The sequence below is a fragment of the Porphyromonas sp. oral taxon 275 genome, from assembly GCF_018127745.1.
Lineage (GTDB): Bacteria > Bacteroidota > Bacteroidia > Bacteroidales > Porphyromonadaceae > Porphyromonas.
In genome coordinates, this window is the sequence record NZ_CP072333.1 from 1,139,934 (window position 1) to 1,157,602 (window position 17,669).

Here is a 17,669-nt window from a genome sequence, read left to right on the forward strand (position 1 = left end):
TGCCCTCGGGCGGGCGCCCAGCCAGCAATACACTATGTCAGTTGAGATACGACAGATCACGGAGAAGTCTGATATGCGCAAGTTCGTGCGCTTCAACCTCCAGCTATATCGTGGCAATCCCTACCACGTCCCTGGGCTCATCGAGGATGAGCTGCTGACGCTCGACCCCGCCCGCAACCCCGCATTCAAGTTCTGTGAGGCGGCCTACTTCCTCGCTTATCGTGAGGGCAAGATCGTCGGTCGTATCGCAGGGATCATCAACCACCGCGCCAACGAGACGTGGAATCAGAACAATGCCCGCTTCGGCTTCGTCGACTTCATCAACGACGCCGAGGTCGTCGATGCCCTCTTCAAGGCGGTAGCGGACTGGGCGCGCGCTCGCGGCAAGGAGATGCTGCAGGGCCCCATGGGCTTCTCGGACCTCGACCACGAGGGGATGCTCATCGAGGGCTTTGACCAGCTCGGCACCATGGCCACGATCTACAACTACGCCTACTACCCCAAGCACATGGTACGTATGGGCTTCGTCAAGGATCAGGACTGGCACGAGTTCAAGATCATCATCCCCGATGCCATCCCCGAGAAGCACCAGCGTATCGCCGAGCTCGTACGTAAGAAGTACGGCCTCAAGGTCCTCAAGTTCAAGAACCAGGCGGAGATCATGCCCTACGCGCACCGTATCTTCGACACGCTGAACCAAGCCTACTCCGTCCTCTATGGCGTCTCCGAGCTCTCCCGTGACCAGATCGACTACTACGTACGGATGTATATCCCGATGCTGCGCTACGACTTCGTCACGGTCATCGTCCGCGAGGCGGATGACAAGGTCGTAGGCTTCGGCATCACGCTGCCCAACCTCAGTCGTGCGCTGCAGAAGGCTAAGGGCAGCCTCTTCCCCTTCGGCTGGATGCACCTACTGCGGGCGCTGAAGATGAAGAACCCCATCGTCGACCTCTACCTCATCGGCGTCATCCCAGAGTACCAGAATAAGGGGGTCAACGCCCTGCTCTTCGATGACCTCATCCCCATCTTCCACAAGAATGGGGTCAAGTACGCCGAGAGCAACCCCGAGCTAGAGACCAACGCCGCCGTACAGATGCAGTGGAACTATTTCGAGCGCAAGCACCACAAGACCCGCCGCGCGTGGATCAAAGAACTCTAATCTGAATTATGCTCATCGAACTACTCAAGTCGAAGATACACCGAGTCACCGTCACCGAAGCCAACCTTAACTATATAGGGAGCATCACCATCGATGAGGAGCTCCTCGAGGCTGCTAACCTGATCCCAGGCGAGAAGGTACAGATCGTCAACAACAACAATGGCGCACGCCTGGAGACCTACGTCATCCGTGGCGAGCGTGGCTCGGGCGTCGTCTGCCTCAATGGAGCGGCAGCACGCCTCGTACAGCCTGGCGATATCGTCATCATCATGGCCTACGCCTGGATGGATGCCGAGGAGGCCAAGACCTTCCAGCCCGCAGTAGTATTCCCCGACAGCACGACCAATAGGCTCGTGCGCTAGTGTCATCACGGATCCCCTTAATAAGAGATAGATATGTTTGAGAACCTGAGTGAGCGCCTAGAGCGCTCCTTCAAGCTCCTCAAGGGTGAGGGCAAGATCACCGAGCTCAACGTCGCCGAGACCCTCAAGGACGTACGCCGCGCCCTCCTCGAGGCCGACGTCAACTACAACGTCGCTAAGAAGTTCACCGAGGACGTCAAGGAGAAGGCCCTCGGGCAAGACGTCCTGACCGCCGTCCGCCCAGGCGAACTGATGGTCAAGATCGTCCACGACGAGCTCGCCAAGCTGATGGGTGGTGCCGCCTGCGAGATCCGCCTCGAGGGCTCCCCCGCCATCATCCTCATGTCGGGCCTACAGGGCTCGGGGAAGACGACCTTCTCGGGTAAGCTGGCCACCCTGCTGAAGACGAAGCAGGCCAAGAAGCCCCTCCTCGTAGCGGCCGACGTCTATCGCCCTGCTGCTATCGAGCAGCTGCGTGTACTGGCAGAGCAGATCGGCGTCCCCGTCTACTACGACCTGGAGAGCAAGGACCCCGTGGCGATCGCTCGCCGAGGGATCGCTGAGGCCATGAGCCAGGGCTGCAATGTCGTGATCATCGACACCGCGGGCCGCCTCGCAGTAGACGAGGAGATGATGCGCGAGATCCAGGCGATCAAGGAGGCCGTACGCCCCAGCGAGACGCTCTTCGTCGTCGACTCCATGACGGGGCAGGACGCGGTGAATACGGCCAAGGCCTTCAACGACCGCCTCAACTTCGACGGCGTCGTCCTCACCAAGCTTGACGGGGACACACGTGGCGGGGCAGCCCTCTCCATCCGCACCGTCGTCGATAAGCCCATCAAGTTCGTCGGGATGGGCGAGAAGATGGACGCACTGGATGTCTTCCACCCCGAGCGTATGGCCGACCGCATCCTCGGCATGGGGGATATCGTCTCGCTCGTGGAGCGCGCACAGCAGATCTACGATGAGCGCGAGGCACGTCGTCTCGAGGAGCGCATCGCCAAGGATCAGTTCGACTTCAACGACTTCCTAGCCCAGATCCAACAGATCAAGAAGATGGGCAACATCAAGGATCTGGCAGCGATGATCCCCGGCATAGGCAAGGCGCTCAAGGATATCGACATCAAGGACGATGCCTTCAAGAGCATCGAGGCCATCATCTACTCGATGACGCCCGAGGAGCGCAGCAAGCCCCACATCCTCGACGGGCACCGCCGCAAGCGTATCGCTGCAGGGAGCGGCACCTCGGTGCAGGATGTCAACAAGCTGCTCACGCAGTTCACCCAGACGCGCAAGATGATGAAGAGTCTGCAGGGCTTCAAGGGCGGCAAGATGCCCAAGCTCCCCAAGCTCCCCAAGATGCCTGGCGGCGGTCGCTTCGGCTTCTAAGCCGCCCCGCCTCGGACTCCGGTCACGACCGAGCCCCACACATCGTCAGCCCAAGTACTCCTCGCCTCCAGTGCGGGCAGTGCTTGGGCTGAGCCTTTTTCATAGTCCCGTATCGCTGCTCCCTTACTTAGCCCGAGCCTCTCCCTTGGCTGACAAGTAGCCCCCCGTCCAATACAAGCGCGCCCCTAGTCCTCGAGACCAGGGGCGCGCTTACTTTATAATGCTAAGATAAAGGAGGGCTAGGAAGGACGACAGCGAGGGTCCAGCCTCGTGAGGGGTATCCCTCAGCCTCCTGACTGATAGCCCTCACGAAGCTGACTGACGTCCCTTACGGAGCTGACGGATATCCATCAAAGACCTCGCCCTTATACTGGAGTCCGCTGGGGTAGCTTCTTCCCTTCGCCCTGTCTTAGGTGTAAGATGGCAGCGGAACGCAAGGGACTGCAGCAGCCTTGGGCGACACAGCTAGCGCAGCTGCAGGACGGGATCGAGCTGCTGCCAGTAGCTGGGGAAGCTCTTCGCGACGACCTCCGCATCTGCGATCCCAAGCCCAGGATGCTTCAGCGCCAGCAGCGCCAGTGCCATAGCCATGCGGTGATCGCGGTAGGTGGCCAGCGTGGGAAGGGGAGCACCCGCGGTGAGCTTCGTCGGACGCCCATCGTAGCTCAGACTATCCCCAGCGAGCTCGAGGCTGTAGCCGAGCTTCGCGAGCTCAGTCACCAGTGCTGAGAGGCGGTCGGACTCCTTGAGCCGCAGGTGCGCGACGCCCGTAAAGTGAAAGGGAAGGCCTAGGGCGCAGCCAAGGACTGCAAAGCTCGGGACGAGGTCAGGGCAGCTGTTGAACTCCCAGCTCATTTCTCTGATGCTTGGGGCAGACTCATGGCGTAGGAGCATGCCCTCCACCTGAACTTCGCTCTGCACCCCAAGCAGGGCAAAGCGACCCAGCAGCGCCTCACTATCTCCCTGCAGCGAAGGGTAGCGCAGCCTGCTGAGGAAGCAGCTGGAGCCCAGGGGAAGGAGCTTCGTCAGGACGTAGGCATAGGAGGCGGCACTCCAGTCTGCTTCGTCTCGGAGCGGCTGGAGTCCTGCACCCCGCTCCTTACCGAGATAGCGGTAGCGCGTCCCCTCTTGCTCCCAGCGATAGCCAGCCTCCCCGAGGAGCTGCAGGGTCATCGCCGCATAGGGAGCAGAGGCAAGCGGCTTATTCCCCAGCTCTATACAGCAGCCTGGGCTGAGTCGCGGGGAGAGGAGCAAGAGGGCACTGAGGTACTGCGAACTAGAGGAGGCGTCCAGCTCCAGCAGCTCGCCCTCCAGCCGCGCAGGAGCGATCGCGAGGGGCGGGAAGCCCTCCGCCTCTAGATAGGTGATGTCTGCGCCCGCTCCACGGAGGGCCGTGACCAGCGGCGCGATCGGGCGCTCGTGCTGTCGGTCCGCGCCCTCGAGGCGTAGCGGGTAGTGTGTCGTCGCCGCGAGATAGGCGGTCAGGAAGCGCATAGCCGTGCCCGAGGCGCCCACATGGATGACGGGCTCGCCGCGGCGATGCGCCTCGAGGGCCGAGACGAGTACCCGTATGTCCTCTGGCGTATCGGCGTCGAGCTCGAGGGGTAGCAGAGCCCCACCCTCCTCCAGCGCATGGAGCAGGAGGCGCCGAGCGGTGAGGCTCTTGGAACTCGGCAGGCTCCAGCTAAGTTGCTGCGGGGCTGTGAGCTCTCGAGGCTGTAGTCTAAGTGTCATCGCGCAAGGGGAAGAGTGGACTAAGGAGCCTCACGTAGCGCTCCAGCTCGGGGGCATCGAGCTCGGCAGTGAAGTCATCCAGCTCGTCGCTGTCGATATCGAGGACGGCGACGACACGCCCCGAGGCATCGTGCACGGGGACGACGATCTCGCTACGAGAGGCCGAGCTGCAGGCGATATGCCCAGGGAAAGCCTCGACGTCAGGGACGACGAGCGTCCTATCCTCCACCCAGGCCGTGCCGCAGACCCCACGGCCACGACAGATACGCGTGCAGGCGATGTCTCCCTGGAAAGGGCCTAGGATGAGCTCCCCACCCTCGACGAGATAGAAGCCTACCCAGAAGAAGCCGAAGGTCTGACGTAGGGCGGCGGCAAAGTTCGCAAGGTTCGGTAGGAGCAGCGGCTCACTAGAGAGGAGCGCGGCGAGCTGCGGGTAGAGCTCTTCGTAGCGCGTGCGACGATCGATGCCGCTTAGCTTGAGTTCTTCGGCCATATACTTGAGGGGGAATGGTGATGGGCTTCAGCTGGGGAGGCGATCCAGCTCGATGCGGAAGGTCGTGCCCACGCCAGGCGTGGAGCGCAGGACGTAGATGCGCCCCTTGTGGTACTCCTCTATGATGCGCAGCGCCAGCGAGAGCCCGAGCCCCCAGCCACGCTGGCGGGTCGTCACCCCAGGCCGGAAGATACGGCGCAGCTCGCCCTTAGGGATCCCCTTGCCTGTATCCGTGATATCGACAAAGACGCGGTCCGAGCCCAGCTGGTAGGCGAAGCTGATCGTACCCTTGCCCTGCATGGCGTCGACAGCGTTCTTGATCAAGTTCTCGAAGACCCAGGCGATCAGCGGCTCACTGAGTGAGACGAGGATAGGTTCCTCGGGCGCTTTGGGCGGGACGAGCTCTACCTGGCGCGAGATACGTGGCTGCATGTAGTGCAGGGCACGCAGCAGCACCTCGTGGAGGTCGAGGGTCTGGAGCTTGGTCGCCGAGCCGATCTTCTGGAAGCGGTCGGCGATGATGCCGAGACGCTCGATGTCCTTCCCCATCTCCTCGGTGACCATGGGCTCGGTGCCCATGCTCTCTAGGTACTCCTTCCAGGCCATGAGGGAGGAGATGGGCGTACCGAGCTGGTGGGCTGTCTCGCGGGAAAGCCCCTCCCAGAGGCGGTTCTGGTCGGAGCGCTTGAGGGAGATGATGGCCACGAGTGCCACGAGGAGGAAGAGGACGAAGCCCCCCAGCTGAATGTAGGGGAAGATTGTCAGGTAGCGCAGGCCGTTGCTATCCGAATAGTAGACGTACTGCGGGGAGGCCGTCTCGGAGATGACAATCGGGGGATAGCCGCCGCGCATGCGGGCCAGCTCGCGCTGTAGGTAGCGCTCTGCGCCCTCCTCGGGCAGGTCGATATTGTTGTAGCTGATGATGACGCCATCCTGGTCGGTGACGATGATGGGGATGGCGGTATTAGCCTCCAGGATACGATAGAGGTAGGTCATCGTCATATCCTGGTCGTAGGAATTGGTGGCGCGCACCGCGTTGGTCCACATCTCCAGCTTCTCATGCTCCTCGAGGGCGATCTTGGCCACGAGCCGATCGGAGACGAAGAGCGAGAGGACGGAGAAGAGGACGGAGGAGATGATCAGCGCGATGCGTATGTAGCTATGCCTATTGATCCATAGGCCTCCGCCTCGTAGCCAGCTCTCGAGGAGACGCCGGGCGCGCTGGTATAGGGAGTGCTTCACGCTAAGGGGGAGCTTACGTCCAGGCTAAGGTTGTCGCGAGGCTACTGCTTGCCCTGGAGTACCTCATCGGCATAGCGGGCGAAGCTCGCCAGCCAGTGGTCGCCGCCATAGCCCGAGGCGAAGATCTGCTCCATCCCCTGGCGGTAGATGATCGGGGCCATACGCTCCAGGCGCTGACGCAGCTTGTCACGCAGAGGCAGGGCACGCGCCACACGCGCCATCGTCCAGGCGCGGGTGAAGGAGAGGCCTACGAGGTGGACGATCGTGTAGTCCGTCAGGTCCGTGATCACCAGCGGCTGGCAGAGGCGGTCTAGCCCCTCGGGGGTAAAGTAGCGGCTCAACCAGCGGCGGTACTCGCGAGGCTCGAGGACGCGTGTCATGAGGTCGGCCGTCATCAGCGCGGGGGAGATGAAGTCCGTCGCGTTGGGCTCTAGGTGCGCTGGGATGCGCTTGTCCCCGAGGTAGAGCTCCCGAGCCTTGGCCATCAGCGCGGCCTCGAAGTCTCGGTCTCCACGCTCACGGGCATAGTCTAGGGCGAAGCCGAGGGCGAAGGCGGAGTTGGAGTGCGTGCCGATGCGATTGGGGTAATGCATCTTCGGCAGGTAGGCCTTCCACTTGGCGACGATCTTGTCGGCTAGGATGTCTACCGCCTGGCTCCAGCCCTTGGCCTTGTCCCTGAGCTCGGCGTCCTCGGAGCGTGTGAGCAGGTGTAGCTGGCGTGAGAGCTGCAGCAGCCAGGCCCAGCCGTAGGTGCGCTCGTAGGTACCCGCCAGCTTGCGGTCGAAGTAGGCGGCCTCGCCGCGCATCTTCTCCGCCGTCAGGTGGGCGTCTAGGGCAGCGATGATCTCACGACGTAGGCCGAGCTGGGGCTGGGTCGCCAGCACCTCCACCAGCATCCAGTGGCTGTGCACCGAGCTGTGCCAGTCGAAGCTGCCGTAGAAGGCGGGATGCAGATCCCGCGGTGACAGGCCGAGCTCCGTGCTGTCGAGCTGGATGTGGCTCGTCTTATTGGGGTACTCGACGAAGATATTCTTGAGCGGCATGGCCACCAGGCGCTGCAGCTCATCGGCACTCGTCAGCTGCTGGGCTAGCCCAAGCTGGGGCAGCACGAGGAGGGTAAGGAGGGAGGCGAACTTCTTCATAGGGCAGAGTGTAGTGTAGGCCTAGGGGTAGAGCGCTAGCGTCGTGCCTCGAGGATCAGCGGCGACGCAGGGGGAGGTGCCACGGCTGTGCCAGTAGCGAAGCTTGACGACACCGACGAAGGCCTCCTTGAAGATCGAGGTATTCATCTTCGACGTCCCCAGCACGCGGTCCTCGAAGGTGATGGGCACCTCCGTGATCTTGTAGCCGAGGCAGTAGGCCGTGTACTTCATCTCGATCTGGAAGGCGTAGCCCTTGAAGTGCACCTCACTGAGCTCCATCGTCTCCAGCACCTCGCGGCGGTAGCAGACGAAGCCCGCCGTGGGATCCATGACGGGCATGCCCATGATGAGGCGCACGTAGAGCGAGGCTCCACGGCTCATCATGATGCGGTCCAGGGGCCAGTTCTTCACCGCGCCGCCAGGCACGTAGCGCGAGCCGACCGCCACGTCTGCCCCGCGCTCGTGGCAGGCAGCGCGCAGCTCCAGCAGCTTGATCGGCGGATGGCTGAAGTCGCAGTCCATCTCGATGATGTAGGCGTAGTCGCGCTCCAGCGCCCAGCGGAAGCCCGCGATATAGGCAGTGCCGAGGCCTTGCTTGCCCGAGCGCTCAAGCAGGTGCAGCGCCTCGGGGTATTCAGCTTGCTTCTCGCGTACGATGGCGGCGGTGCTGTCGGGCGAACCGTCGTCGACGACGAGGAGATGAAAAGCGTGAGGCAGGGCAAAGACCGTATCGATCATCTGCGCTATGTTCTCACGCTCATTGTAGGTGGGTATGATGACTAGGCTGTCGCTATGCATATAGATCTTGAGTAGGGGCAGGCACTCATAGCCCTGCCCTGGGTATCGTTACTTATACAAATATAGCTCTAATCCGCGTGCCACGAAGCCACCGCCTACGATTGGTAGGACACAGAGGCTCAAGGGGAAGGGGGGAACTAAGGCCTGCCCCTAGGGGCAAGGTGCAGCGGACAAGATGCTAGCAGCGGACGAGCCCAAGGCTAGAGCAGGCGGAAGCTCAGGCGATGCACGGGGCTCGGGCCAAGCTCAGCGAGGGCGGCGCGATGCTGCGGCGTCGGGTAGCCCTTATGCTCGGCGAAGCCATAGCCAGGGTACTGCTCCTCTAGCTCCAGCATCAGCCGATCGCGCTCCGTCTTCGCCAGGATCGAGGCGGCTGCGATGCTGCGGTAGGTGGCGTCGCCCTTGACGATGCACTCATGCGGGATCCCAGGATAGGGACGGAAGCGGTTACCGTCGATGAGCAGCAGCTCGGGGCTCAGCACGAGCTGATCGATAGCGCGGTGCATGGCCGTGATGGAGGCCTGCAGGATGTTCATCTGGTCGATCTCCTCGGGGCTGCAGACGCCTATTCCCCAGCTCAGCGCCTCAGCCTCGATGATGGGGCGAAGGAGCTCGCGCTGGGTCTCGGTGAGCTGCTTGGAGTCGTTGAGCAGCGGATGGGCGAAGCGCTTGGGCAGGATCACCGCGGCGGCTACTACGGGTCCAGCCAGGCAGCCCCGCCCCGCCTCATCGCAGCCGCACTCCATGATCCCCAGCGGGGAGAAGTGTGCGCGGAGTGCCTGGCGCTCCTTTCCTTCTCGAGCCATAGCCCTTAGCGGAGCATGGGTACGACCCTATGGAGCGCCTCGAAGAAGCGATCGACCTCCTCACGCGTGTTGTAGAGAGCGAAGGAGGCGCGTGCCACGGCCTCATGCCCTAGGCTACGCAACAGCGGCTCGGCGCAGTGATGCCCCGTGCGTATGGCGATGCCGAGGCGATCCAGCAGCGTGCCGAGGTCGAAGGGATGGATCTGCCCGATGCCGAAGGAGAGGATGCCTCCCTTCTCCCGAGCTGTGCCGAGGATGTAGCTGTCCTCGAACTCCCCCCTTAGCCGCTCCGTAGCGTAGTGCAGCAGCTCCTCTTCATGGGCGGCAATCTCGTCCAGCCCGAGAGTACTGACGAAGTCCAGCGCAGCGGCAAAGGCCGTCGAGCCGACGTAGTCAGGCGTGCCGGCCTCGAACTTGAAGGGCAGCACGTTGTAGGTCGTACGCTCCCAGCTCACCCGCTCGATCATCTCGCCACCTCCCATATAGGGCGGTAGCTCATCCAGCAGCTCAGGGCGCCCGTAGAGCGCCCCTATGCCCGTGGGGCCGTAGACCTTGTGCGCGCTGAAGGCGTAGAAGTCCGCCCCGAGTGCGGCGACATCCACCGAGGTGTGCGCCACAGCCTGCGCTCCGTCGAGGAGGACCAGCGCCCCAGCCTCGTGGGCTAGGCGTACGCACTCCGCCACGGGATTGACCGTGCCGAGGACATTGCTCACATGCGCCAGCGCCACGAGGCGCGTCCGCTCACCGAGCAGCTCGCGGTAGGCCTCCATATTCAGCTCGCCCGTAGGCGTCAGGGGCACGACACGCAGCTCGGCCCCACGGCGCGCGCACATCAGCTGCCAGGGGACGATATTGGCGTGGTGCTCCATCGTCGAGACGAGGATCTCATCGCCAGGCTTGACGTAGCGCTCGCCGACGCAGTAGGCCACGAGGTTGATCGCCTCGGTCGTACCGCGGGTGAAGATCAGCCCCTCGGCGCTGGGCGCACCGACGAAGTCCGCCACGCGACGGCGTGCCGCCTCGTGGTGCTCTGTGGCTATCTGACTGAGGTAGTGCACGCCGCGGTGCACATTGGCATTGGCCGAGGTATAGGCGCGCTCTATGGCCTCGAGGACGCAGCGCGGCTTCTGCGTCGTGGCGGCATTATCTAGATAGACCAAGGGCTTGCCGTAGACCTCTTGGCTCAGGATGGGGAACTCCTGACGTATCGCTGCTATATCGTACATAGACTTATTCTTTGCTTGGGGATCAGCCCCCTAGGGGGCTCGGGCAAAGATAAGGAAAGGAGCTAAAAGCGCTGCGCTGCCCCGCGAAGCTAGCCGCCCCGCACCCTAGCGATCGGCTGGACTTTCCCCTGCCCCTCTCCCCTACGCAGGCACTCGAGGAAAGGAATAGACTGCGACCGCTCAGCGAAGTTCAAGCCTAGAGAGAGCCCTCCTAGGGGATATCCATCAGCCGCCTGAGGGACGCCAGTCACGAGCCTGAGGGCTATCAGTCACGCTGCTGAGGGATATCCCTCAGCAAGGCTTGCCGAGGCTATCGCCCTGCCCCACCTTTGCTGCACCCCAAGTAGAGCGCAAGGACTTGGAGCCTTCCCCCTTACAAGTCAAGACCGATACTTCTTTCCCCAAGCTAGGTGAGGAGCCCATGCCGCGAGGCCGTGCCCAAGCAGCGACGCGCCTAGGACAAAAGAGGCAGCCCCGCCCCGAGGACAAGTGTACTGTCCTCGGGGCGGGGCTGTCTGGCGATGTCACTAGCTCTAGCACAAGGGTGCTAGCAGCAGTAAGGGCTGCTACTTCACCGTGCGCGTCAGATAGATATAGGTGGGGAAGTGGTCGCTATAGCCGCCCTGGAAGCGACCCGAGGAGAAGGTGCGGAAGGGGTAGCCCTTGAAGTGACCCGTCTTCTGAATAAGGAAGTCGGCGTCGAAGATATGCCCGTAGTCTCCCGTCTTGGCATCCTGCAGCAGGTGGAGGCTCTCGGGGGAGCTCTTCAGAAGGCCTTGGCTGACGATGATGTTATCGAAGAGGTTCCACACATCACGGTAGGCCAGCGTGCCGCGCCCAGAGAGGTAGTGCTTGGCCAGCGGGTTGAAGAGTTCGCCTGGCTGCAGGCCTTCGGTGCTATTCCTACTGCGCAGTCCCTCCATCACACTGGGGGAGGTGGGGTCGTCATTGAAGTCCCCCATGAGGATGACCTTAGCCTGGGGATCCTGCTGGAGCAGGGAGTCCGTGACCGAGCGCATTACCTTAGCCGCCTGCATGCGACGACGTAGCGAGGCCTGCTCGCCCCCGACGCGGCTCGGCCAGTGCCCGACGAGGATGCTCACCGGTTCGCCTAGGAGCTTACCTGTGACCTCCAGCACATCACGTGTCTTGATATACTCCTCGCCCACTAGGATCACGGGGTGAGGCTCGGCGGAAGTCATCTGGAAGACGGAGCTGCGGTAGAAGAGCGCGCAGTCGATCCCACGCTTGTCGGGCGAGTCGAAGTGTACGATCTGGTAGCCCGCATCTCGCAGCTCGGGCTGACGCAGCAGGTCTTCGAGGACGCCCCTATTCTCGATCTCCGCCAGGCCGATGATGTCGGGGCCGCGCTGCCCGCCGATCTGGCTAATGGCGTAGGCCATGTTGTGGAGCTTCTGCTGATACTTCTCCATCGTCCACTGATTAGAGCCGTCGGGGAGGAAGTCAGCGTCGTTATTCTCCCCGTCAATGGTGTCGAAGAGGTTCTCTAGATTGTAGAAGGCTACCGTCAGACGTATCTGACGCTGAGCCGATAGCGCTGGCGCCACGAGGAGCAGCGCCACGAGGAGCGTTGTGAGTTTGCGTACCATGGGGTCTTACTCTTACTTTGATGAATTGCTTGAGAATGCCTACCTTTAAGATGCAAAAGTAATAATTATCGCACGGCAGGGCAGGGGGCCGCACTATGCCGCGTGCCGCAGCAGCCTCCTCGGAGGCCGTCCGCCGTGCCGCCTTTACCTAGAGCCATCCTATGAACAAAACGATTACTGTCCTCGCCCTAGCCAGCTGTCTCAGTCTAGGGGCCGTGGCGCAGAATAGCAGCAGCGGCGCCCTCGTACGGGACAGCAAGAGCGGGCTATCTGTCCCTGGGGCACGAATCAGCCTCCACGGACCTACGACACGCCAGATCGTAGTCGACGCGCGGGGTCTCTATCAGCTACCCCAGCTCCCCGAGGGACGCTATACCCTGACGGTCACCGCCCCAGGCTACGAGGCTAAGCAGCTCGTCTATATCCACAGCCTGGGCAAGGCACTGCCTCTGCTGGAGCTCGTGCCCCTGCCCACCACAGCTGAGCGCTACGACGAGCTCCTGATCAGTGAGGATAGCGACGATGCCGTCAGCGGCAGCGACCGCGTCGCCCTGCTGACCTCCTCACGTGACCCCTTCCTCTCGGCCTCCAGCTATGTCTTCAGCGCGGCGCGCTTCAGAGCCCGCGGCTACGACAGCCCCTACAGCAGCCAGATGCTCAATGGCATCGAGATGAACGACCTCAACAGCGGCTACTCCGCTTGGTCCCTGTGGGGCGGGCTCAACGATGTCACCCGACAGCAGCAGACCTCCCAGTCCTTCGAGCCCATCGTCTCGGGCATAGGCAGCGTAGGCATCACGAACAATGTGACGATACGCCCCTCGCAGCTCGGGGCCCAGCGCCGCTTGACCTACTCCAATAGCAACCGCACCTATTCCAACCGCTTCGCCTTCACCTGGTCGACGGGAGAGAATAAGCGCGGCTGGTCGCTCCTGGCGAGCGTCGTGCGCCGCTCGGGGGACGGACAGTACAGCTATGTACGCGGACAGTTCTACGACGCGTGGAGCTACTTCCTCGGCATAGAGAAGCGCCTGGACGAGTCGAATCACATCAGCCTCATGGCCCTCGGCGCTCCCACCCGACGCGGGGTAGCCAGCGCCTCCACTCAGGAGGCCTACGATCTGGCGGGCTCCAACTTCTACAACCCCAACATCGGCCGCCAGGCAGGGGCGTGGCGCAATGCCCGTGTCCGAGACAGCCACGAGCCTATCGTGCAGCTCAGCCACTACTTCAACGACCTGCAGCGCCGCCTGCAGATCTCGACGACGATGAGCTACCGCTTCGGCTACAACAGCTACAGCGCCCTCAACTGGTACAACGCCCCCGACCCACGCCCCGACTACTACCGCTACCTACCCTCCTACTTCACGCGCATGGCTACCCCTGGGAGCCAAGACGCCGAGGCAGCAGCACGCTACGCCGAGCTCTGGCACAGCGATCCCAATACGCGCTATATCGACTGGGATCGTATGTATGCTATCAATAGGGGGAATATGGCGACCGTACGCAATGCCGCAGGTGAGGCATTGGCCACAGGACGTCGTGCTCTGTACATGGTAGAGGATAGGCACACCGATCAGCGGGAGTTCGCCTGGGCCAGCACGATGGCTTGGCAGCCGCTCAAGCAGCTGGAGCTCAACGGCGGCCTCAGCTACCGACACAACCGCACGGAGAACTTCGCCGTCGTCGGGGATCTCCTCGGGGCAGACTTCGTCTATGACGTGGACAAGTTCGCCGAGCGCGACTTCGGCGGTGACGCCTCCAAGAGCCAGGTCGACCTCAATCACCCCGACCGCATCGTGCAGCGCGGGGATCGCTTCGGGCACGACTACGAGGCGCAGACGAGTCGCTTCGTAGCCTGGGGGCAGGCCACCTATAAGCTCAGCAAGCTGGATGTCTACGGTGCTCTGGGCTATACCCACACGGCGATGCAGCGCGACGGGAAGCAGCGCCGCGGGCTCTTCCCCGACAACTCCTACGGCCTCTCTGACCGCGTGAAGTTCAATGACCTCACGGCCAAGGCTGGGGCTATCTACAAGCTCAACGGGCACCACTACCTGCAGGCCAACCTCGCCTACGTGGAGCAGGCGCCGACCTTCCGCAACGTCTTCATCTCGCCTCGCACACGCAATAGCTACGTGGAGAACCCTCAGTCCGAGCGTATCCTCAGCGCTGAGGCCAGCTATCAGGTACGCCTGCCGTGGCTGCGCGGACGCCTGACAGGCTTCTACGCGCAGATCGCTGACCACACGCAGGCGATGAACTTCTACGACGACAGCCAGGCCTCCTTCTCCAACTACATCCTCACCGGGATCAACACACGCCACCTCGGGATGGAGCTCGGGCTCGAGGCTAAGCTCAGCCCCACGCTGACGGCCAACGCCGCCCTCGCCCTCGGCCAGTACCAGTACGCCAGCAACCCCAGCTACGTGCAGACCATCGACAACTCGGAGAAGATCGTAGACCGTGACGTCATCTACTGGAAGGGGCTACAGGTCGGCGGCACGCCACAGACGGCAGCCACCGTAGGGCTCACCTACTACGCCCCCTGGTACGCCAACTTCGGGATCAACGCCAACTACTTCGGGCGCAACTACGTGAGCATGGCCCCCGCGCTGCGCACCGACCGAGCTCGTTCCGCCCTCGACCAGGCCTACATCCACCCCGAGCGTCTACGTGACGGCTTTACCGTCGACCTCTTCGCAAGCTACTCGTGGCGGATCAAGTACGGCACCTTCCTGCGCTTCAACCTCTCGGTGAGCAACGTGCTGAACAACAAGCAGCTCCCCAGCGGAGGCTTCGAGCAGCTGCGCGTGCGTACCCAGCGCGACGAGAGCGGCCAGCAGATCCCCTTCCGTCCCTTCGACTCGAAGCTGAGCTACGTCTATGGGACGACCTTCTTCCTCAACACCACGCTCCAGTTCTAATAGCCACCTACCGACATGACGCTTCATCATCTATATAGCCTACCGCTCATGGGACTGCTCCTCGTGGGGGCTGTGAGCTGCACGAAGTATAACGAGCCCGACCCGCCCAGCTTCGCCACCGAGCGCAGCGCGGACGAGCTCCCACGCCCTACGCACACCATCGCGCAGCTCAAGGAGCTCTACACGCAGGGCGGACTGACCCTCCAGCGCCCCATCGTCGTCGAGGCTATCGTCGCCTCGGACGACACCGAGGGGAATGTCTACCGCAGCTGCTACATCCAGGACTCCACGGGCGGCATGGAGCTGAAGTTCGCCCTCGGCAACCTCAGCACCATCTATCCGCAGGGAGCCCGTGTACGCCTGCTGTGCCAGGACCTACAGCTCGGCGCCTATGGCGGGCAGGTAGGCCTCGGTTACCGCAGTACGGACGCGCGCTACGAGACGGCCTTCCTCCCCGAGAAGTTCGTCCAGCAGCATCTCTTCATCGTCGGACGCAGCGAGCTACAGCCTCGTGAGCTAAGCCTCTCCGAGCTCAGCATGAGCTATGCTGGGACACTGGTCCGGGTTAAGGACGTACAGTTCGCCGCCTCCGAGCTAGGGCAGACCTACGCCTCCCCCGAGCAGCGTGCTAGCCTAGCGCAGGTCAATCGTACGCTCACCGACCGCACGGGGGCGCAGCTCGTCGTACGCACCAGTAGCTATGCCCGCTTTGCTGGCAAGCAGCTGCCCAAGGGCTCGGGCTCGGTGACGGGCATCCTGAGCTACTTCCGCACCACGCCCCAGCTCATCATCCTCCGCGAGCAGGATGTCCAGCTTACCGACGCTCGCTTCTAGTTCCTAGCCTTCATTCATCACCTCGAACTAATGACTAAGCATAAGTACAGTCGCTGGACGCTCCTCGCCGCAGCCAGCCTTTGCCTTACCCTTGGGATCACCTCCTGTAAGGACAACGACGACGCCTACACCAAGCCTGAGTACAGCATCACCGCTCCTAAGGCTCAGAACAAGACCTTCGCCATCCCCGAGGCTGGCGGCACGGCTAGCCTCCAGCTGACGAGCAATCGCTCCTGGAAGGCCGTCACCACCGCCGACTGGATCAACATCAGCCCCAGCGCAGGCGGCGCGGGCAGCGCAGAGATCAAGATCCAGGTGCTGCCCAATGCGGGCGCCAACCGCTCCGCTCAGGTCGCCCTACAGCTGGGCGGCAAGTCCGAGCTCTATACCATCACGCAGACGGGCAGCGGTACGAGCAGCGAGACCATCAAGTCCGATGCCCAGGGCCTCACCGCCTTCATCAAGAAGTACGACACGGGCAGCGAAGTCACCGTGAGCGAGGACGTGAGCCTCAAGGCTGCCCTCGTCTCGGACATCGAGGCCAACAATCTGACCAACAACCGCAACATCGTCCTGCAGGCAGGCCCCCAGGGCATCACGGTGCGCCTGGCCAAGCCAGCCAACAAGGCTTGGAAGCCTGGTACCGTCTTCGTCGTCAAGGCTAAGGGGGGTAAGGTGCAGCGCTTCAACGGCGGCTCGCTGCAGCTCGACCTCAGCGCCGTCACCGACGCCTCCGCAGTCACGGCCAGCGAGAGCCTCGAGACGGTCGAGCCCGTCCAGCTCAGCCTCTCCGATATCTACTCGGGCAAATATGACAACATCCTCGTAGCCGTGGATGGTGTACAGTTCGCCGCCACAGGCAAGGCGCTGAACCCTAATAAGCCCAGCGGCACGCGCGCCCCAGCCAGCTACTACCACCGCCTCAGCGACTGCGTCACCGAGCTACCTCAGGCAGTCGACGGGCTATCGGTCGCCATCTCGGGCTATGCCCCCGAGGCACTACGCACCCAGGCGAGCCCCGAGAGCAACGGCCGTGTCGTAGGCATCCTACAGATCAATACGCTCAAGACCCAGACGCCCGCCGAGCAGCCCAAGAAGACCTACAACCTCTGGCCCCGCACGGCAGCGGATCTCTCCGGGCTCACGGGCAAGCGCTGCAGCGAGTCGAGCACCCAGCCTAAGCCCACTCCTACGCCCGATCCTGGGCAGGGGACGCAGCAGGCGCTTAGCCTCAAGGACTTCATCGCCAAGTACCCCGCCTCCAGCACCAAGCACCAGATCACCGAGGACCTCAGCTTCGAGGCCACCCTCATCACCCAGCTCAGCGAGGGCAACAGCACGGCGCTGAACCTCACCCTGCAGAGTGGCGACCAGGGGATCATCGTACGCCTAGGGAAGGACCTCCCCGCGAGCCTCAAGGCTGGGACGGTATATAAGGTCAAGGCTAAGGGTGCGAGCATCGGCCTCTATAACGGCTCCCTACAGCTCGAGTTCGCCAAGGACACGGGCGCAGAGGCTGTCCTCGAGGACACAGGCCGCACACAGCAGATCCGCCCCAAGAGGCTGACGCTCGCCGAGGTCTATGCAGGCACCTACGACAACATCCTCGTAGAGCTCAGCGGCGTGCAGTTCAGCCAGCATGGCAAGGCGCTGAACCCCAACAAGCCCAACAATAAGGGCTCCATCCCCAGCTACTTCGCCACCCGCATCGAGGACTGCGCCACGAGCCTGCCCGCAGGCATCAGCGGTCTGAGCCTAGCCATCTCGGGTAAGGCCTCCTTCAAGGGTGAGACCACGAGCGACAAGGCAGGCACCATCATCGGTATCCTCAGCCGCTCCTTCCGCACGACCAAGACAGGCGAGGTCAAGGAGTTCAACCTCTGGCCTCGTAGCCTGAGCGACATCCGATTCGACGCTCAGCGCTGCACTAAGTAAATCAGTAAG

Annotated in this window: 14 protein-coding genes; 6 read left to right on the forward strand and 8 right to left on the reverse strand. The window is 62.6% G+C overall.

Features of this window, described 5'->3' with window-relative positions; translation table 11 throughout:
* Positions 1-34: 34 nt before the first annotated feature.
* Genes J4862_RS04545 through ffh form a run of 3 tightly spaced genes read left to right on the forward strand, consistent with a single transcriptional unit; the run spans position 35 to position 2,913 of the window.
* Entirely contained in the window at positions 35-1,162 is a 1,128-nt protein-coding gene (locus tag J4862_RS04545; RefSeq protein WP_211787950.1) for a hypothetical protein, read from the forward strand.
* A gap of 8 nt (positions 1,163-1,170) precedes the next feature.
* On the forward strand, positions 1,171-1,524 hold the full coding sequence (panD, locus tag J4862_RS04550) for an aspartate 1-decarboxylase (protein WP_211787951.1): 354 nt from the start codon (positions 1,171-1,173) through the stop codon (positions 1,522-1,524).
* Positions 1,525-1,557: 33 nt separating this feature from the next.
* Entirely contained in the window at positions 1,558-2,913 is a 1,356-nt protein-coding gene (gene ffh, locus J4862_RS04555) for a signal recognition particle protein (protein WP_211787952.1), read from the forward strand.
* 465 nt (positions 2,914-3,378) lie between these two features.
* On the opposite strand, the gene J4862_RS04560 is transcribed toward ffh, so the two are convergent.
* The 8 genes from J4862_RS04560 to J4862_RS04595 all read right to left on the reverse strand — a co-directional run bounded on the left by J4862_RS04560 (position 3,379) and on the right by J4862_RS04595 (position 11,964).
* Complete coding sequence (locus tag J4862_RS04560; protein ID WP_211787953.1) at positions 3,379-4,647, reverse strand: 3-phosphoshikimate 1-carboxyvinyltransferase; 1,269 nt, start codon at positions 4,645-4,647, stop codon at positions 3,379-3,381.
* Positions 4,637-5,140 carry a GAF domain-containing protein gene (locus J4862_RS04565; protein WP_211787954.1) on the reverse strand — a complete coding sequence of 168 codons (504 nt, stop codon included), beginning with the start codon at positions 5,138-5,140 and terminating at the stop codon, positions 4,637-4,639. Before J4862_RS04565 ends, J4862_RS04560 begins: the two co-directional genes overlap by 11 nt.
* A 27-nt stretch (positions 5,141-5,167) precedes the next feature.
* Positions 5,168-6,382: a PAS domain-containing sensor histidine kinase gene (locus J4862_RS04570; protein ID WP_211787955.1), complete on the reverse strand. Its 1,215-nt coding sequence runs from the start codon at positions 6,380-6,382 to the stop codon at positions 5,168-5,170.
* A gap of 41 nt (positions 6,383-6,423) precedes the next feature.
* Positions 6,424-7,524, reverse strand: coding sequence for a DUF2891 domain-containing protein (locus J4862_RS04575; RefSeq protein ID WP_211787956.1), 1,101 nt, complete (start codon positions 7,522-7,524; stop codon positions 6,424-6,426).
* 21 nt (positions 7,525-7,545) lie between these two features.
* Entirely contained in the window at positions 7,546-8,322 is a 777-nt protein-coding gene (locus J4862_RS04580; protein ID WP_211787957.1) for a polyprenol monophosphomannose synthase, read from the reverse strand.
* A gap of 200 nt (positions 8,323-8,522) precedes the next feature.
* Entirely contained in the window at positions 8,523-9,128 is a 606-nt protein-coding gene (locus tag J4862_RS04585) for a ribonuclease HII (protein WP_211787958.1), read from the reverse strand.
* A gap of 5 nt (positions 9,129-9,133) precedes the next feature.
* A complete protein-coding gene (locus J4862_RS04590; RefSeq protein WP_211787959.1) occupies positions 9,134-10,354 on the reverse strand; it encodes an aminotransferase class V-fold PLP-dependent enzyme in 1,221 nt (406 codons plus the stop codon).
* Positions 10,355-10,920: 566 nt separating this feature from the next.
* Positions 10,921-11,964, reverse strand: a complete 1,044-nt coding sequence (locus J4862_RS04595; protein ID WP_211787960.1) for an endonuclease/exonuclease/phosphatase family protein — start codon at positions 11,962-11,964, stop codon at positions 10,921-10,923.
* Between the two features lie 161 nt (positions 11,965-12,125).
* Here J4862_RS04595 and J4862_RS04600 point away from each other — a divergent pair, with 161 nt between their 5' ends.
* Genes J4862_RS04600 through J4862_RS04610 form a run of 3 tightly spaced genes read left to right on the forward strand, consistent with a single transcriptional unit; the run spans position 12,126 to position 17,660 of the window.
* Positions 12,126-14,891: a carboxypeptidase regulatory-like domain-containing protein gene (locus tag J4862_RS04600; RefSeq protein WP_211787961.1), complete on the forward strand. Its 2,766-nt coding sequence runs from the start codon at positions 12,126-12,128 to the stop codon at positions 14,889-14,891.
* A 15-nt stretch (positions 14,892-14,906) separates the two neighbouring features.
* Complete coding sequence (locus J4862_RS04605; RefSeq protein ID WP_211787962.1) at positions 14,907-15,725, forward strand: DUF5689 domain-containing protein; 819 nt, start codon at positions 14,907-14,909, stop codon at positions 15,723-15,725.
* Between the two features lie 30 nt (positions 15,726-15,755).
* Positions 15,756-17,660: a DUF5689 domain-containing protein gene (locus J4862_RS04610; protein ID WP_211787963.1), complete on the forward strand. Its 1,905-nt coding sequence runs from the start codon at positions 15,756-15,758 to the stop codon at positions 17,658-17,660.
* Positions 17,661-17,669 lie beyond the last annotated feature (9 nt).

Excerpts from the sequence above, each read along its gene's own strand:
- J4862_RS04545 (WP_211787950.1), top strand. The coding sequence starts at position 35 with ATGTCAGTTGAGATACGACAGATCACGGAGAAGTCTGATATGCGCAAG.
- panD (WP_211787951.1), top strand. The coding sequence starts at position 1,171 with ATGCTCATCGAACTACTCAAGTCGAAGATACACCGAGTCACCGTCACC.
- ffh (WP_211787952.1), top strand. The coding sequence starts at position 1,558 with ATGTTTGAGAACCTGAGTGAGCGCCTAGAGCGCTCCTTCAAGCTCCTC.
- J4862_RS04560 (WP_211787953.1), bottom strand. The coding sequence starts at position 4,647 with ATGACACTTAGACTACAGCCTCGAGAGCTCACAGCCCCGCAGCAACTT.
- J4862_RS04565 (WP_211787954.1), bottom strand. The coding sequence starts at position 5,140 with ATGGCCGAAGAACTCAAGCTAAGCGGCATCGATCGTCGCACGCGCTAC.
- J4862_RS04575 (WP_211787956.1), bottom strand. The coding sequence starts at position 7,524 with ATGAAGAAGTTCGCCTCCCTCCTTACCCTCCTCGTGCTGCCCCAGCTT.
- J4862_RS04580 (WP_211787957.1), bottom strand. The coding sequence starts at position 8,322 with ATGCATAGCGACAGCCTAGTCATCATACCCACCTACAATGAGCGTGAG.
- J4862_RS04585 (WP_211787958.1), bottom strand. The coding sequence starts at position 9,128 with ATGGCTCGAGAAGGAAAGGAGCGCCAGGCACTCCGCGCACACTTCTCC.
- J4862_RS04590 (WP_211787959.1), bottom strand. The coding sequence starts at position 10,354 with ATGTACGATATAGCAGCGATACGTCAGGAGTTCCCCATCCTGAGCCAA.
- J4862_RS04595 (WP_211787960.1), bottom strand. The coding sequence starts at position 11,964 with ATGGTACGCAAACTCACAACGCTCCTCGTGGCGCTGCTCCTCGTGGCG.
- J4862_RS04600 (WP_211787961.1), top strand. The coding sequence starts at position 12,126 with ATGAACAAAACGATTACTGTCCTCGCCCTAGCCAGCTGTCTCAGTCTA.
- J4862_RS04605 (WP_211787962.1), top strand. The coding sequence starts at position 14,907 with ATGACGCTTCATCATCTATATAGCCTACCGCTCATGGGACTGCTCCTC.
- J4862_RS04610 (WP_211787963.1), top strand. The coding sequence starts at position 15,756 with ATGACTAAGCATAAGTACAGTCGCTGGACGCTCCTCGCCGCAGCCAGC.